At 45.5% G+C, this 16,119-nt stretch carries 16 protein-coding genes; all 16 read left to right on the top strand.

Annotated features, from left to right (window positions below):
* Positions 1-142: 142 nt before the first annotated feature.
* Positions 143-652: a GyrI-like domain-containing protein gene (locus NE665_RS18990; protein WP_233104783.1), complete on the top strand. Its 510-nt coding sequence runs from the start codon at positions 143-145 to the stop codon at positions 650-652.
* Positions 649-1,692 carry a BtrH N-terminal domain-containing protein gene (locus NE665_RS18995; RefSeq protein ID WP_117443131.1) on the top strand — a complete coding sequence of 348 codons (1,044 nt, stop codon included), beginning with the start codon at positions 649-651 and terminating at the stop codon, positions 1,690-1,692. Before NE665_RS18990 ends, NE665_RS18995 begins: the two co-directional genes overlap by 4 nt.
* A gap of 185 nt (positions 1,693-1,877) precedes the next feature.
* Positions 1,878-2,321 carry a PTS fructose transporter subunit IIA gene (locus NE665_RS19000; RefSeq protein ID WP_117443130.1) on the top strand — a complete coding sequence of 148 codons (444 nt, stop codon included), beginning with the start codon at positions 1,878-1,880 and terminating at the stop codon, positions 2,319-2,321.
* 173 nt (positions 2,322-2,494) lie between these two features.
* The gene (locus tag NE665_RS19005) at positions 2,495-3,655 is read left to right on the top strand and encodes an iron-containing alcohol dehydrogenase (protein WP_117443129.1); all 1,161 of its coding nucleotides are present in this window, start codon (positions 2,495-2,497) and stop codon (positions 3,653-3,655) included.
* Positions 3,656-4,369: 714 nt separating this feature from the next.
* The gene (locus NE665_RS19010; RefSeq protein ID WP_117443128.1) at positions 4,370-6,343 is read left to right on the top strand and encodes a PRD domain-containing protein; all 1,974 of its coding nucleotides are present in this window, start codon (positions 4,370-4,372) and stop codon (positions 6,341-6,343) included.
* A 4-nt stretch (positions 6,344-6,347) separates the two neighbouring features.
* Positions 6,348-6,788 (top strand): PTS sugar transporter subunit IIA, encoded by a 441-nt coding sequence (locus NE665_RS19015; protein ID WP_117443127.1) that lies wholly within the window; start codon positions 6,348-6,350, stop codon positions 6,786-6,788.
* Positions 6,789-6,826: 38 nt separating this feature from the next.
* Positions 6,827-7,114, top strand: coding sequence for a PTS sugar transporter subunit IIB (locus NE665_RS19020; protein ID WP_117443126.1), 288 nt, complete (start codon positions 6,827-6,829; stop codon positions 7,112-7,114).
* A gap of 32 nt (positions 7,115-7,146) precedes the next feature.
* Complete coding sequence (locus tag NE665_RS19025; protein WP_117443125.1) at positions 7,147-8,430, top strand: PTS sugar transporter subunit IIC; 1,284 nt, start codon at positions 7,147-7,149, stop codon at positions 8,428-8,430.
* A gap of 9 nt (positions 8,431-8,439) precedes the next feature.
* A complete protein-coding gene (locus tag NE665_RS19030) occupies positions 8,440-8,820 on the top strand; it encodes a hypothetical protein (RefSeq protein ID WP_117443124.1) in 381 nt (126 codons plus the stop codon).
* 49 nt (positions 8,821-8,869) lie between these two features.
* The gene (locus NE665_RS19035; RefSeq protein WP_117443123.1) at positions 8,870-9,706 is read left to right on the top strand and encodes a class II fructose-bisphosphate aldolase; all 837 of its coding nucleotides are present in this window, start codon (positions 8,870-8,872) and stop codon (positions 9,704-9,706) included.
* Between the two features lie 80 nt (positions 9,707-9,786).
* Positions 9,787-10,398: an AAA family ATPase gene (locus NE665_RS19040; RefSeq protein WP_117443122.1), complete on the top strand. Its 612-nt coding sequence runs from the start codon at positions 9,787-9,789 to the stop codon at positions 10,396-10,398.
* 638 nt (positions 10,399-11,036) lie between these two features.
* The gene (locus NE665_RS19045) at positions 11,037-11,561 is read left to right on the top strand and encodes an RNA polymerase sigma factor (RefSeq protein ID WP_117443121.1); all 525 of its coding nucleotides are present in this window, start codon (positions 11,037-11,039) and stop codon (positions 11,559-11,561) included.
* Positions 11,561-12,295, top strand: a complete 735-nt coding sequence (locus NE665_RS19050; RefSeq protein ID WP_256302600.1) for a hypothetical protein — start codon at positions 11,561-11,563, stop codon at positions 12,293-12,295. The genes NE665_RS19045 and NE665_RS19050 overlap by 1 nt, the downstream gene beginning before the upstream one ends.
* A complete protein-coding gene (locus tag NE665_RS19055) occupies positions 12,288-13,418 on the top strand; it encodes a hypothetical protein (RefSeq protein WP_117443119.1) in 1,131 nt (376 codons plus the stop codon). The genes NE665_RS19050 and NE665_RS19055 overlap by 8 nt, the downstream gene beginning before the upstream one ends.
* 214 nt (positions 13,419-13,632) lie before the next feature.
* Entirely contained in the window at positions 13,633-14,496 is an 864-nt protein-coding gene (locus NE665_RS19060; RefSeq protein WP_117443118.1) for an ATP-binding cassette domain-containing protein, read from the top strand.
* The gene (locus tag NE665_RS19065) at positions 14,493-15,827 is read left to right on the top strand and encodes an ABC transporter permease subunit (protein WP_117443117.1); all 1,335 of its coding nucleotides are present in this window, start codon (positions 14,493-14,495) and stop codon (positions 15,825-15,827) included. Before NE665_RS19060 ends, NE665_RS19065 begins: the two co-directional genes overlap by 4 nt.
* The last annotated feature ends 292 nt before the right edge of the window (positions 15,828-16,119 follow it).

The raw sequence follows: 16,119 nt of genomic DNA on the forward strand, positions 1-16,119 counted from the left end.
ACACAAATCCACATTCACAATTACACATTTTATCACAACCTGAAGTGATACCAAATAATTCAGGTGGAAAGGAGAACTGGTATATTAAATTTATTACTCATTATATGAGTAACTTAAATATACCAGGGAGCTGATTCAACAAATGCGTGAGCATAGCTTGGCGCAAGCGGAGGAGCATGTAGAAAATGCATATGCAATCGACACGGTTACGGTCGCAAAACAGCTGGTCGCATCCATTCGTTTTACAGGCAGATACTGTGATCTGGACACCTATCTTCCATTGCTTTATAAAGCAGTAAAGGACAACGCAAGCGGAAAGCATTTTAATCTGTATCACGATGAGGAATGTAAGGAGACTGCAGATATAGAGCTGTGTATTCCGGTGCGAAAGGAAATCCGGCATCCCTCTGTAGCCTGTCGATATCTTCCGGAAATGCATGCATTACACACAACGCATCATGGCAGCTACGATATGCTATGGGCTGCCTATAAGACTCTGTTTGCCTATGCGAATGAACATGACCTGCGGATTCTGACACCATCCAGAGAGGACTATGTGAAGAGTCCGGGAATGCTGTTTCGCGGCAATCCCTCCACATATGTCACTGAACTCTACTTACCCTTTGAAAGAACCGGGAGCACGCGTATATGAAACATATGGTGGAGGGCTTCGTCCCGCAGGGAGGAAAACACTGCATTACCAATTCCCTGAAACAAATTTTTGCGTACTATGGGTATCCCATGTCAGAGGAATTATTATTTGGTCTGGCATCCGGATTGTCCTTTCTCTATTTGAATCCGGCAGCCTCTCCTATGATCAACGGTCGTACCAAGGTATTTGAATTTGAAAAAAAGCTGGCAGACAGACTGCAGATTACCATGCAGTGCAAGGCCGGAAAGAAATATGACAGAATACTCCGAGTGACAAAGCAAATGATTGATGCCAACCAGCCGGTTCTTGTCTATGTGGATATGCCATTTCTTCCTTATCTTGGTTTGGCTGATGGAAGTCATTTTGGTGGACATGCCGTCGTGCTCTTTGGCTACGATGATGAAAAACGAAAATTTCTGGTCAGTGACAGGGATCAGCATGACGCTTTGATCGATACACCAAACGGGCAGATTGCTAAGGATTTTCACATGGTGGATTATGATGATATGGAACGAGCCCGCAGCAGCAGCTTTCGCCCGTTTCCTGCAAAGAATAAATATCTGTGCATTGATGTACAGGGATATCGTGCTGTGAATCAAAAGGTTCTGCGCGAGGCAATCTTGGATACCTGTGAAGGTATGCTGTATCCGCCGGCACAGCTGCTGGGTGTTTCCGGCATTTTGAAGTTTTCCAAAGAGGTTTGCAGGTGGAAGGACTTTTGTCAAAAGAAGCGAAGGCTGGCAGGTATCACAAACTATTTTCAAATTCATGAAAAAGGCGGAACGGGAGGTGGCATCTTTCGCAGAATGTATGGAGATTTTCTGAAAGAAGCTGCTGATATCTGGCAGGATACACGTCTTGTAAAGCTGGGAGAACAGTTTATTGCGGTTTCCCTTTTATGGGATGCTGTTGCAGAGCTGCTGTGGAAGCTGTCGCAATCCGGGGATATACAGCTGCTGGACATAATATCAGAACGTGTACTGGATATATATGAGCAGGAAACCGCACTGTATCAGGCACTGTACGCAATTGCAGTTTAGAGACAGCAGGAATATAGCTGTCTGTGCAAGGAGAGAAGGAAGGCCGGCGGCTGTAATCACTTCCTAAAAAGGTAAAAAATACCAATGTGTATAGCTATGCTGTCTGCTTTCCTGTAAAATATAGCTGATTCGATGATGCAGATAAGAACGAATATCGAAAGCTGCACAGGCAGGAGGAAATGAACATGAGTCTGATTACAGAACAACACATCGTATTTGCCTTGGAGGGAAGCACCCAGAAGGAAATACTGCACGCACTCGCAGAAATAGCATTTCAGGAAGGAAAGGTAAGTGATGCAGATACCTTTTTTCAGGAGCTTTGCAAGCGGGAACAGGAATGCACAACCGGCTTTGGGAAAGGAATCGCCATTCCGCATGCTCGTCATGCCTGTGTAAAGGAGGCTGGCATTCTGTTTGTCAGAATGAAGCATCGTATCGAGTGGCAGTCGATAGATCAAGAGCCAGTGGAAGCGGCTGTCTGTCTGCTTGCACCGGATGATAAGAATGACTTCCACCTCAGGGCATTGTCAAAGCTTGCCAGAAGATTGATGCATGATGATTTTGTGGAAATATTAAAAACGGCAGAGAAAGAGCAGATTCTAATGGAAATCCTGGATACGGTATCCTGAAAGGAAATTCTGACCTCACAGGAAGGCTTGCACATGGTATGAATTTCCCGGGAAATATCTGTATGCGGATATTTTTGGGATTTGCCTGTTGCCGATCGGACAAACACTGAAGAAAGAGCCATGTTCAAGAAGCCGTGAACGTTGTATAATAAAAGTAAGGAGGGTTTTTGTATATGGAAAACTTTGTTTATTCAATTCCCACAGAAATTTATTTTGGTAAGGGGCAGATTGCCCATATCGGCGATATCGTATCCAGATACGGCAAGAAGGCATTGCTGGTATATGGCGGAGGCAGTATTAAGCGCAACGGTATTTATGATGATGTCGTTAAAATTTTCAAGGAGAATGGCATCGCATGGTGCGAGTTGTCCGGTGTGGAGCCAAATCCACGAATTACCACAGTGCGTGAGGGTGTAAAGCTGTGCCGTGAACAGGGTGTTGAAGTCATAGTGCCGATTGGCGGCGGTAGTACCATAGACTGCGCCAAGGTGATAGCAGGAGCCATCAGCTATGACGGTGATGCGTGGGACATCGTTTTGAATCCTGCGAAGGTTGTCAGTGTACTGCCAATCGTAACCGTATTGACTCTGTCTGCGACCGGAAGTGAAATGGATACCTTTGCCGTTATCAGCAATTTGGAGACCAATGATAAAATCGGTACAGGACATGAGGATATGCGTCCGAAGGCATCTATTCTGGACCCAAGCTATACCTGCAGTGTTTCCGCATACCAGACGGCGGCAGGAACAGCAGATATCATGAGTCATATCTTTGAATGCTATTTCTCCAATGTACAGGGATATATGCAGGATCGCATGGCGGAAGGACTGCTAAAGACATGTATTGAATTCGGTGTTCGTGCAGTACAAAATCCCGAGGATTATGAAGCACGCGCAAATCTGATGTGGACAAGCAGCTGGGCAATCAACAATTTTATCAAGCTTGGAAAGACGGTGGCATGGACAGTGCATCCAATGGAGCATCAGCTTTCTGCATACTATGATATTACGCATGGTGTTGGGCTGGCAATCCTGACGCCACATTGGATGGAGTACGTGCTGAGTGATGAAACTGTGGATAAATTCAAAGCCTATGGTGTTAATGTATGGGGCATTGACAAGGAGAAGGATCCGTTTGAAATTGCTCATGAAGCAATCGAAAAGACGAGAGATTATTTTGTAGCCATGGGAATTCCGACAACGATGCGTGAAGTGGGAATCACGGACGAAGCCAAGTTCGATGTGATGGCGGAAAAAGCAGCAGAGGATTTGAAGGGAGCTTATGTAGAGCTTACGAAAGAGGATGTAAAAAATATCTATCGCGCTGCATTATAAGCGACCTGCAAGGAAGGCCAGGCTGCTTCAACAAGCAATTTAAAAAGAAAGTCTGAATTCATACAGCAGGCTTTCTTTTTGTATCGATAAGCAGGAGGAAAGCTGCTGCTATGCTGTATTTCGATGAATGGGGCTTGATAACAATCGAATTATTTGAATGAAGATTACACGCTTCAAGATGAGCAGTCTGCGGGTATATAGAAAAAATACAGACAGCAAGCGCATGTCATAGGAAACGGCAGTATGTAGTCGCATACTGTCAGAAAGGCATGAATCATGGTGCATAACAGAAAGCGGCAGAGTTTGCGGAGCTTGTCAAAGTGAAAGAAATCGATAAACAAAAGCACATTACAACCACGGCTCCATATAAAACAGCAAAGGGCTGTCTGTGTGGTATCCGTGCGCAGCACAACAGCAAAGGGCTGTAGTCTATGTGATATCTGTGCGCAGCACATAAGCTGAAACAAAAGAAACAGGAAGACATTCAAACGGAAATCAAAAATAGTAAAAGAAAAATGGTATTCATTTCATCCGGAGCCGGGATGAGAAGGATATCATTTTTTTTCATTTTGTGTCACTATGAAGCTGCTTATCCATTATAAGAAAGCTGTTAGGAAAAGGGTTCCGGTTTTTTCCGCAGATAGTGGAAAATGATAGCCTATCAATCCGAAAAACGCTCCATTATAATAAGGCCATAAGCAAGGAGGGACAGTATTGGAACTATATAACAAACGTATGATTCAGATTCTGGAGCTGCTGATACAAAGTCGAAAGGTATTGAGCAGCGACCAAATTGCTTTGTCGATCGGCGTGTCATCAAGAACGATCCGAAACGATATAAAGGAATTGAATGGCTTGCTTCAAGCTCATGGTGCATCCATTCTTTCCGAAGCAGGCAGTGGTTATTATCTGAATACCGAACAACAGGAATCTTTTACGAAGCTCATGGATCAACTGCATGCCGAAGAGGAAAAAGTCGCGGATACGATTATTCCCAGTGATCCAAAGGATAGAGCGGCGTATATCATGCAGCATCTGTTGAAAAACACATTGCGCAATGAAGAAGTCATCAATCCCTACGATCTGGCGGATGAGGTGTTTGTCAGTATGTCCACCTTGAAGAAGGATATCCGGCAGATTGATAAAATGCTGGAGCGCTTTTCTTTAAAGGTTGGGATCAGTCAGAAAAAGGGTGTTCATATCATGGGAAGTGAAGCGAATATCCGCTACTGCATATCCGAGTTCATCTTCAAGCACAACGATGCACTGGCGAGCGGAGAAACTGAATTTTTCGATGATATCCTGAGTGAGGAGCTCTTTTCACAGCTGCGAGGTATCCTGTTGGAAACCATGAAAAACTATGATATGCGGCTTACAGATATCGCATTTAAAAACCTGATCGTGCATATCGTCATCATATTAAAGCGTTCCTTCCATGAACAGCGAGTGGACTATGAAGAAGAGGAAATCCGACAGCTTGAAGGGCATATGGAGTTTACAGCAGCGAAGGAGGTATTGGCAGGTATCTATCGCGTGCTTCATATCGACATTACGGATGAGGTGTATTATCTGACACAGCACCTGATTTCCAGTAAGAAATTTCTTACCACGAATTTCACGGATGAAAATGAGGAATATGAATTCAAAAAGGAAATACAGGAAATTCTGTATCGCATCAAAGAGGATACCGGTGTGGATTTATCGGATGATACCCAGCTGATCAACGGTTTGGCTGTCCATCTCAGTGTCGCGGTACAGCGCCTTCGCTTTCATATGAATATTCGCAATGACTTTCTGGACTATATGAAAAACAACTATCCGTTTGCCTTTGAGCTTGCGGTCAAGGCGAGTGAAATCGTTGAGCATGTCTTTTCCATCAAAACAAATGAGAATGAAATCGGGCTGCTCGCCATTCATTTCGGTGCGGCCCTGGAGCGAAAAGGGCTGAATGAAAAGCAGAAAATCTTTGATGCCGTCATCGTTTGCGCATCCGGTATGGCGACCGCTATGCTGCTAAAGGAACGCGTAAAGCAGTTTTTTCAAAATCGGATTCATATCGTCAAGACCTGTCCGCTGTATGAGGTCACAAAGCAGCTGATTGACAGTGTGGATCTCGTATTGACAAGTGTTCCGATTGAAGATTTCCACAGTGATAAAATTCTGCAGATTCAGCTGCTGCTGGATGCCCGCGATGTTCGCCGCATTGAAACCTTTATGACGCATCACCATGAGGAGAGCGGATATTTCAAGGAAATCTTTCGGGAGGATCTATATTTCACCAATCTGAAGCTGAAAACAAGAGATGATGTCTTGCAGTATATTTCCGACGCGATGATTGCAAAGGGCTATATGAAGGAGGAGAACAAGCAATCCGTATTCAAGCGGGAGGCTATGGCGACAACCGAGCTGGGCAGCCTGGTTGCCATGCCGCATTCACTGGAAAACGATATGAAGGAAGCCAGTGTTTCCGTTACGATTCTGGAGAAGCCGATTGTATGGGATCAGGAAAAGGTACAGGTCGTCCTGCTGTTGAACATACCGAAAAGCAAATACGGCATGTGGGAGGATGTGTTTAAGACACTGTACAACTATCTCATACGGGATTTCGGTGTACGCAAGCTGACCAAGGGCTGCAGCTATGAGGAATTTATACGCGATTTGGAATATCAGAGGCAGGGAAAGGAATGAGGTTATGAAAGGAATTGAATTAAGTGAGAAAAATGTAAGGCTGCATGTGCGTGCGAGGGACTGGGAGGAGGCTGTTCGCATCGGTGGCAGGATTCTGGTGGAAAACGGAACGGCTAAGGAAAGCTATGTGGAAGGCATAGTAAATTCCATCAAAAAATACGGACCATACGTTGTCATCTCTAAGGGATTCGCCATCCCGCACACAAGAGCGGAGGATGGTTCTCTGGGTATCGGATTTTCTCTGATCACCCTGAAGGAGCCGGTTTACTTCGATCCCAAGGATGATCCGGTCGAGGTTATGATTTGTTTCTCCGCCATCGACTCACAGACGCATCTGGATATATTGAAAATGATTGTGACCTTTGTGGAAAAGGGCTATGTGGAAAAAATTGCGAAGCTGAATACGATTGAAGAGCTGAATGTCCTTTTACAGGATGAAGAATAAGGCAAATACGGTAACCCCGTTAAGATAGGAGGATTTCAATGAAGATTTTAATGGTATGTGGGAATGGACTGGGAAGCAGCTTTGCCTGTCAGATGACAGTGGAAACGGTGCTTCAGGAGCTTGGTGTAAGTGCAACACTGGATCACTGCGATTTATCCAGCGTGAAGGGAATGAAAGCAGATTTGATTCTTTCCGGCAGAAACTTTGAGAGCCAGTTTGCGAATCTGGAGCTGACAACACCAACCATCTTTCTAAACCGACTGGTGGACAAAAACGAGATCAAAGAAAAAATCGTACCATTCCTGAAGGAACAGGGAAAGCTGTAAGCATTTATACGTAAGAGAGGAAGGGAAACACTATGCAAATCGTAAATTTTATCATTGACAACATTCTGACACAGGCACCGATCACCATTGCATTGATTGCCATGCTGGGACTTCTGCTGCAGAAAAAACCGACAGGACAGGTGATTTCAGGAACCTTTAAAACATTGCTGGGCTTCATGGTATTGTCTGCCGGCTCCAGTGTCATCGTTCAGGCGCTTACCTATTTTGGGGCAATCTTTACAGAAGGCTTTGGCATGCAGGGACTTGTGCCTTCGATTGAAGCGATTAACGGACAGGCGATGGGGGAGCTCGGACTGGGAAGTGAAATCGCACTAACGCTGGGGGCTATCTTTATTTTCAATATTATCATTGCACGCTTTACAAAATGGAAGTATATCTTTCTGACAGGACAGGCATTGCTCTGGATGTCAACAATCTGTGCAGTATTCGGCTACTGGTGCGGCCTGCGCGGCGTAACACTGATTCTCGTCGGTGGATTGATTGGCGGTATTTTCGCAGTAGCGATGCCGGCGATTGCACAGCCCTATGTGCGCAGAATCACAGGCAATGATGATATCGCACTAGGTCATTTCTGCACCGTCGGCTATGTGCTGACTGCATGGGTAGGAAAGCTGACAGGCGGTAAGAAATCAGTTTCCACAGAGGAGCTGCAGCTGCCAAAGGGTCTGGAATTTTTACAGGATACCTATTTGTCTATCGGTATTGTCATGATTCCGCTGTTCCTGGTAACGGCCTTCTTCGCAGGACCTGCGTTCTGTGCGGAGTATGCAGGGGCAACAAATTATCTGGTACATGCCTTCCTGCAGGCAGTTCAATTTGTTGTAGGTGTCTATGTATTGCTTGCCGGTGTTCGTCTGCTGCTGGCAGAAATCGTGCCTGCGTTCCGTGGTATCGCTATGAAGCTGGTACCGGATGCTAAGCCTGCACTGGATTGTCCGGTATTGTTTCCTTATGCACCAAACGCAGTTATTATCGGCTTTGTCAGTACGACTATCGGTTCTGTTATCGGAATGTTCCTCTTCCCGATGTTTGGCTTGCCAATGATTCTTCCGGGTATGATGACGAACTTCTTCGCCGGTGGCTGTGCGGGAATCTTTGGAAATGCGATGGGAGGTACCAGAGGCTGCATTATCTCCGGCATCATTCATGGATTGTTCATCACGCTGCTGCCTGCAATCTTATCTCCTATGCTGGCAGATATCGGATTCCTGAATGCAACGTGTACAGATGTGGATACGATTGTCTGTGGTCTGCTGTACGGCTGGCTGTTAAAGCCAGTACTCGGTTTGTTCTAGGAGCCTGCTATGTTCTTTAAACGCAAAGAAAAGAAAGAAGCTCCTGTGCAGGAGGAAGTGGTACAGGATGTTGGTGAGCTGCTGACAAAAGCACAGGCTGCTGTCACAGAGCTTAAGGATAAGAGCGGAGAGGAACGCATAGCTGCATTAAATGAAATAGGGATCTTATATGCAGAAGCTAAGCAGATGGATGAGGCTATTCAGTATCTGGAAATGAGTCTTTCAGAAAAGAAGGACCTGGGCAAAGGATATCGTACCTTGCTGAATCTGTATAATACCAAACGAAGAGAGGCCGCGAAGGCAAAGGATGATGAGCAGATCCAGTATTATCTTCGGAAAATCGATGAAATGATGGCGATTTCCAAGGAAGTCACAAGAGCCAGCTTTTAAAACAGAATGGAAATGGAAACAGATACAAGCAAATAAGGAGGACGTAAGAATGTATAAGAATCTGATTGAGATGTTTAAGGAGCATGAAGGAAAGGGTGCTGTAGGGGCCTTTAATCTTCACTGCTTTGAGATGCTGCCGGCCATGGTACAGGCCGCACAGGAGCTGGGAACACCGATTATTATTCAGACATCCCTGGGAACTGCGGAATATATCGGCTTTGAGGCACTGATTGCGGCTGTCAAAGCACTGGCAGAGAAGGCGGATATCAATGTATGCCTGCATATGGATCACTGCAAATCCATTGCTGCACTGAAAAGAGCGATTGATTTAGGATATTCCAGCGTTATGTATGATGGCAGTGACCTGCCGCTGGAGGAGAATATCAAGAACACGCAGGAGGTCGTTGCCTATGCCCATGCACATAATGTGTCTGTGGAAGGCGAAATCGGAAGCATTGGGGGAGCTGAGGATGGCATTGTTGTCGAAAAGAGCGATGCAGCTTATACAAAGCCGGAGGATGCGCTGCGCTTTGTTAAGGAAACGCAGGTGGATGCGTTGGCAGTGGCAATCGGTACTACGCATGGACAATATAAATCGAAGGCGAAGATCAACTATGAGCTGCTGGAAACACTACAGGCACAGTTAAAGGATGTCGGGCTGGTGCTGCATGGGGGAACCGGTGTCAGTGATGAGGATATGAAACGCTGTGCAAGGGGGATGAAAAAAATCAATGTGGGAACCGAGCTGAATAAATCCTATATTGAAGAGGTAAATGCAAGCTTTCCAGATGCAACGCCGCTGACCTCCCTGCGCAAGCTGTTTACTCCTGCAAATGATCATATCAAACGTATCATAACAGAGAAATCCACACTGTTTAGAATATAGCATGTATGCCCACTGTAAGGTGGGCATTTGTATAACAGATTACCGAAATAAAGGGCACTGTAACAAGGAGGTGTTGAAAAATGAAAAAAACGTTGCTATTGCTGGCAGGCTATCCGGGTACCGGCAAATCTTATCTCATGCATAAAATTCAGCGGCATTATCCGATGTTTCATATTCTATCGCCGGATGACTACAAGGAAGAAATGTGGGATCGTTATGGCTTTGACAGCATGGAGGAGAAGGAAGCGAATATTCAGAAAGCATGGACGAAGTATTATGAAGACATGGAGGATATGATGCATATGCATATGTCTGTTTTGAGTGATTATCCCTTCAGTGAGAAGCAGAGAAGCCGCTTAGAACAAATGGCATCAGCGAATTCATATCAAATCGTAACCATACGACTGTATGCTGATCTCGATGTATTGTATGAACGCCAGCGGGCACGTGATTTGGATGTAACCCGTCATCCGGGACATATTGCAGGAAGCTATCATAAAGGGGATACAATATTGAAACGTGACAATCAGCCGTGTATGGTGGGATATGAGGAATTCATGGATCGCTGTAAAAATCGCGGCTATGGAAGCTTTGCCTTAGGTACAGTCATAGAGCTTGATGTGACCGATTTTAACCGTGCAGATTATCCCTCCCTCATGGAGAGGCTCAAAGGGCTATTACAAGAAGCCTGAATTTCAAAATGACGATAATTCAGTATGATATGCTCATAAACAATGCCGCAGCTTTAGCAATTATCATCGTATGAAACGCTACAGCCACTGTAAGAAATGGCGATAAGATGTATTTCGATATGCTTTTCTTGAAACAAGATGAGAAGGAGTGCGAAAAGCTTTTCTAGATCACAGAATCAAACAACACTCTGCGTCTACAGCTACAATGAGGATAGTATCATTGAATACATATAGGAAAGCAATCATTATTATATTACAAGCAGAGGTAGAAGCGGGGGAGTTACAATATAAAGAAATACGGATGACTTTATAACCATGGGACAGGTGTTAGAAGCATACCAGTGGATGAAGCGAAGACAAGCGGAAGTATCATACAAACGATATACGTATAGAAAAGACGTCACTATAAGCGGCGTCTTTTTAATTACCTGCAGGAAGAAGGTAGAAGTACATCTGCCTTTAAGATGAAGACAGGAAGTATATGCGGAAGTACAACAAACCTTCAAAGCCCCTATATAAATCAGATAGGGATTCTGTTATATTTTACATTATGAATACTTTGCAGGTGTAAGGTGAAAAAAATATTTTTTTTCGTCTTTTTGTGAAATGCAGCGTTATACAGAGTGAGGAGGGGCGTCATGCAGATGAAAATAAATAAACATTCTGCTTCTGAGGATGAAGAGCTGGAAGCGGTTATACGGGATGCCTATCCGAAGGTGTATTCCTATCTGTATCATCGGACATTGGATGCGGCTTTGTCCAAGGATCTGACACAGGAAACCTTTTACCGGTTTTACAAGCATCAGGATCAATATGAGGAAACGGGACAGCTGTTGAATTTTTTATATCGTATCGCTCTGCATTTGGTGTATGACCATACCCGTTCCAGACGATACACGGACGAGCTGCAGGAGGAGCAGGTGCGGGATGATACCTATAACGGGGAACGGCTGTTTCAGAAAAAGGAGGAATTTGTTATTCTTCGCTCCTGGATAAGCGAGCTTCCCCCGCATTTGCAGGATGTGATTCTGCTGCGATATGATGAAGGACTGAAATACAAGGATATATCGCAGGTTACAGGTATTCATGTTTCTACTGTGAAATCACAGGTCAGGCTGGCACTTCAAATATTGAAAAAACGTGCCCAGAAGGAGGGATGGTAGTGAAAAAAGAACAGGTTCGACTGGAAACGCTGCATATTCCGGAAATCCCGGAGGACGATATACTGGAGGTTATCACACAAGTAAAGCTACTGCTTCACAAGCAGCCGGTGAAAAAGCATGAGGATAGTCTGTTGAGAATTCTGCGGGAGCTGCTGTATGTACATGGGTGGAAAAGTATTGCCGTGCAGGCAGCGCTGATCCTGCTTGTAGCACTTGGTGTATGGCTGTGTCTGCCGAGTGGATATCAGGTGAATTCAGTTGCCTTTCTATCTCTTGGAAGCTCTCTGCTGTCTGTCGCTATTACAGTGGAGGTTTTCCGATGTGATATCTATGGCATGAAGGAGCTGGAAATGGCTTCCCCCTATTCTCCACAGCGTATGCTTATGTGGAAAATGCTGCTGCTGGGCGGTATCTCCTTTGTGGGAATTCTAATCATAGCGCTCAGCATCTCCATGCATACGGATATCCATCTGCTTACTTTGCTGTATAGCGGCTGTATACCGTTTTTGCTGCTGAATGCCTTTACGCTGCATCTATATGCCCATGATCAGGTTTTGCAGATGTTCTTATACGTATACGGCTTTGCGGCAGGCGGTCTTGTATTGCTGGAGATGTTTGGAGCGCTGTATTGGATCAGCCTGCTGGAACAATATGGCGGACAGCTGCTGCTTGCTGCTATGATGTACAGCGGCTATGTTTTATGGGATCGCCGCAGGAGGAATTTTCATGCGTAGACTGTGTCAGAGTGAGCTGCATAAATTTTTTCACTCCCGATTGCATTGTGCGATGCTGTGTGTCCTGCTGCTGTTTCCGCTTCTGCATCTTGCTTTCACACAGCATGCACAGACCCAACAGCGCTATGCCCTGCTTGGTGATACCGTGTTAAATGAAAAAGAGGCAAAAGCGACAGCAGATGATCTGCGCAGAAGCATGTCCGGGACAGTGCAGAAGAGCTGGGTTGCTGCACGAAAGCAGGAACTGGAGAAGCTTGTAAAGCAGGGAATCGACAAAGCGGATATCCGCTATCAAACGCTGGATCAGGCGTACTGGGACGGCTACCGTACTCTGGAAATGCGGGACGTGGTACGATCGGATCCGCAGACTCCTGCCCTTGTACGACAGGATTTGCAAACACATCAATGGCGCTATGGTCCATACGAGGGCTGGCTCAGTCGCATGAAGATATTTGAGGATACTGCCAAGGTCTATGCAATCTTCTGTCTGTTTCTGTTTGGAAACATGTTTAATCAGGAGGCTTCCTGCGATATGCTGGAGCTTTTGAAAAGCTGCCGTAAGGGCAGAAGAAAGCTGGCCTGTGCCAAGCTCATCGTTTCCTTTTCAATGGCACTTTTGCTTGCGGCAGTGCTGTATATCATCTTGTCCCTATCAACCTCGCTCATGCTTGACTTATCCGGTGGAGATACGACGCTCATGATGCTGAGAACCCTGCATATCTATACATTTTCGCAGGTTGATCTGCAGGCTCTGGGATTACTGCTGCTCAGCGGAACAGCGTGTACCCTGTTTGCTGTCTTCACCTCCGTTATGGTGAAAAAACCGGCAGTCTCTCTGGGAGCGGGAATGCTCTTTTTCCTGCTTCCCATGCTGCTGCCAATGAATGGACTGCAGACCTCATGGACATCCTTCTTTCCATCCAATTTCCTTTCCTTTCAGGCAATCGGGCAGCTTATGATGACGCCATGGTTCGCTGTGCTGGGAACGCTATATCATCGACTGCCTCTTATATGTATCTTCTGGTTTTTCCTGTGTGCTGTACTGATTCCTGTCAGTATTGCAAAGCATTGCAGTATAAGGTCATGGTCCATTATGAACAGGATAAGAAAAACGTATGGATAGAAATCGAACATCCGTTGCAGGACACATGCAGAAGCAAAGCTCTCTCCGCATTTTGGTGGAATACAATTATGAAATTTAACATTACGTTTTTAAACATTTAAAGCAATTTTGATGATGCAATACAATACGAGGAATACAGTGCGAACAGAACCATGCAAATGAAGGAACAATTTGAATACGTATACTTGTGGTTAGCGAGAGAATGGAGAACTATATGAATGTAAAACTGGAACAGCTGTCCAAGCGCTTTGGTAGCGTAACGGCAGTTCAGCATATGAATGCAGTATTAACGCCGGGGATCACTGGTTTGCTGGGGGCGAATGGCAGCGGAAAAACAACACTGCTGCGCATGATGGTCAATGTCCTGCCTCCAGATGAAGGACAGATTCTATATGGGGATATCGACATACAGGAAAAGCGGGAGGAATATCTTGCTAATATCGGCTATATGCCGCAGCATCTGGGAATGTATCCAACCTTTCGCGTTGAGGAATTTCTACAATATATGGGGGCTGTGAAGGGACTGACAAAGGCCTATACGACACAGCGTATGGAGGAGCTTCTTCCGGCAGTTCACCTAACTGCTCAACGGAAAAAGAAGATTCGTACACTGTCCGGCGGTATGCGGCAGCGGCTCGGAATCGCACAGGCACTGCTGAATGATCCTGCTATACTGATTCTCGATGAACCGACGGCAGGGCTGGATCCAAAGGAACGCAATCAGTTTTCACAGCTCTTAAGTGAGCTCTCAAAGGATAAAATCATATTGCTGTCTACCCATATCGTCAGTGATGTGGAAGCAATCGCAGACCAGATCATGATTATGAAAAAGGGCCGTTTGATTGCCCATGATACCCCGCAAAAGCTTCTTGCGGTGCTGGATGGGAAGGTGAAGGAACGTCTGGTATCACAAAAGGAGCTGGAGCAGCTGCGCAGAGATACGATTATTTGCTATCAGCGGGCATCAGCACAGGGAACACTCGTCCGCTATCTGGATGATACAGGAAGGGATGCCTGCAGTGTGGAGCCAACCCTGAATGATTTGTATCTGTATCATTTTCAGGAGGAAGAGGTATGAGACTGTACCTACTGGAATGTAAAAAAATAATGACCTCCCGCTTTCACCTAATTCTTTTATTGCTTTTTATGATTTTGCCGATGGTGATCTTTCAAAACATGATTGCGGATACCGACAACAGATCAAATCCTTATCTGCATGCGGACGGAAGCCGTATGAGCACCGCAGAGATTCAGGAGGAAAAACACCGCGTAAAATTAACATGGACAGGCACGATGGATGCGGCCTGGTGGGATCGTTTACAGACCGCATATAAAGCTGCTGAGAAACGCATAGATACACATATTTACGATATGGAGAAAATGGAAGCCCTGTATGGCAGGGACTGGTATGAGGATTATCAAAGCAATAAAAAGGCATATGCCTATGCGGAGGATACAAAGGAAGCAAAGAGCGGAAAGCGGATTCTGCATATGCGTGAGGTATTTCTCCCCAATTATAAGGAGGATATTGCAGACGAGGTTGTCAGTATGCTGTATCTGAATTATGGAAAAATAATGCTTCAGGATAAGCCATGGAATAGCGAGGATGGTACCTTTGGGACGATGTACAGCTCCTTCAATAATGAAGAGGTCGCTTCTCCCGTATATTCCCTCGATGCGAGCAGGGCTGAGCTTCAGCTATTGAAGGCCTATATGAATGAACAGGGTTCCTTTCATTACGGGGATAGTAAGGAATGGTTCTCCTTACTGGAAACCTATGCTGCCGTGGGTATCGTGCTGATGGTATGGGTGCTTGTGACTTCCAGCAATATGATCAGCAAGGAACGCAAACAGAATATGCTGGAGGTACTCAGCTCCTGCAGTAAGGGAGGCAGCTCTTTGTTTTTATCCAAGCTGGCAGCTGCAATTACCTGTGCACTCTTCGCCCTGCTGTTGATACTGCTGCCGGTAACGCTGTATGCATGGCTGTCTGGAAATCTCGGTGATATGGCGGTAAATATGACCGAGGGTCTGCATTTGATTTCTGTATTCACCTATCAGGAGGGATTCCTCATATCAATGGAGGCGCTTGCGCTGGGGGCTGTTATCTGTGCTGTACTGGGGACACTTGTCTCCACCTGTCTGAAATCCTCCTATGTATCGCTTGGTCTCTGTCTTCTGGTGATGCTTGCAGGCGCACAGCTTTCCTCCTATGTTTCCTGGATGAAGCTATTTCCAATCAAATTTATGGAAACGACAAGTGTTGCAGTAAGAGGCTTCACCTGTAATCTGTTTGATCACGCCTTTTTCCTGTGGAAGCTGCTCCCTCTCGTATGGATTCCCAGCGGTATACTGCTTGGCTATGCAGCCCTGCGCATCTATCGCTCCCGCTCCTATCGTAGAATTTAAAGATTGAAAACGGGATGAAGCACAGAGGGATATGCTGCTAATGGAGGGAATGAACAAGCAGGGCTCTGTTTCATTGCTTAAGCTTTTCACATAGGGTATGACAAGCCGCGTATCCTGATCACTGGCTTTTATCTAGCGGAACCTTATTGCGGGGGATAGACTGGTAAAAGCAGAACCGGTGCTCCTTAATGGCATGAAGCATACTCGCTAGCTGTTTGAAAGACAAACTTATTAGGAAAACAGTGTACGAACAGACTGGAATATGTTATATTTATAGCAAATTCAAAAGCGA

Source organism: Clostridium sp. DFI.1.208 (assembly GCF_024463855.1).
Lineage (GTDB): Bacteria > Bacillota_I > Bacilli_A > Erysipelotrichales > Erysipelotrichaceae > Clostridium_AQ.

Bases quoted from the DNA above. Each gene is read 5' to 3' on its own strand.
- NE665_RS18990 (WP_233104783.1), top strand. From the start codon at position 143: ATGCGTGAGCATAGCTTGGCGCAAGCGGAGGAGCATGTAGAAAATGCA.
- NE665_RS18995 (WP_117443131.1), top strand. From the start codon at position 649: ATGAAACATATGGTGGAGGGCTTCGTCCCGCAGGGAGGAAAACACTGC.
- NE665_RS19000 (WP_117443130.1), top strand. From the start codon at position 1,878: ATGAGTCTGATTACAGAACAACACATCGTATTTGCCTTGGAGGGAAGC.
- NE665_RS19005 (WP_117443129.1), top strand. From the start codon at position 2,495: ATGGAAAACTTTGTTTATTCAATTCCCACAGAAATTTATTTTGGTAAG.
- NE665_RS19015 (WP_117443127.1), top strand. From the start codon at position 6,348: ATGAAAGGAATTGAATTAAGTGAGAAAAATGTAAGGCTGCATGTGCGT.
- NE665_RS19020 (WP_117443126.1), top strand. From the start codon at position 6,827: ATGAAGATTTTAATGGTATGTGGGAATGGACTGGGAAGCAGCTTTGCC.
- NE665_RS19025 (WP_117443125.1), top strand. From the start codon at position 7,147: ATGCAAATCGTAAATTTTATCATTGACAACATTCTGACACAGGCACCG.
- NE665_RS19030 (WP_117443124.1), top strand. From the start codon at position 8,440: ATGTTCTTTAAACGCAAAGAAAAGAAAGAAGCTCCTGTGCAGGAGGAA.
- NE665_RS19035 (WP_117443123.1), top strand. From the start codon at position 8,870: ATGTATAAGAATCTGATTGAGATGTTTAAGGAGCATGAAGGAAAGGGT.
- NE665_RS19040 (WP_117443122.1), top strand. From the start codon at position 9,787: ATGAAAAAAACGTTGCTATTGCTGGCAGGCTATCCGGGTACCGGCAAA.
- NE665_RS19045 (WP_117443121.1), top strand. From the start codon at position 11,037: ATGCAGATGAAAATAAATAAACATTCTGCTTCTGAGGATGAAGAGCTG.
- NE665_RS19055 (WP_117443119.1), top strand. From the start codon at position 12,288: ATGCGTAGACTGTGTCAGAGTGAGCTGCATAAATTTTTTCACTCCCGA.
- NE665_RS19060 (WP_117443118.1), top strand. From the start codon at position 13,633: ATGAATGTAAAACTGGAACAGCTGTCCAAGCGCTTTGGTAGCGTAACG.
- NE665_RS19065 (WP_117443117.1), top strand. From the start codon at position 14,493: ATGAGACTGTACCTACTGGAATGTAAAAAAATAATGACCTCCCGCTTT.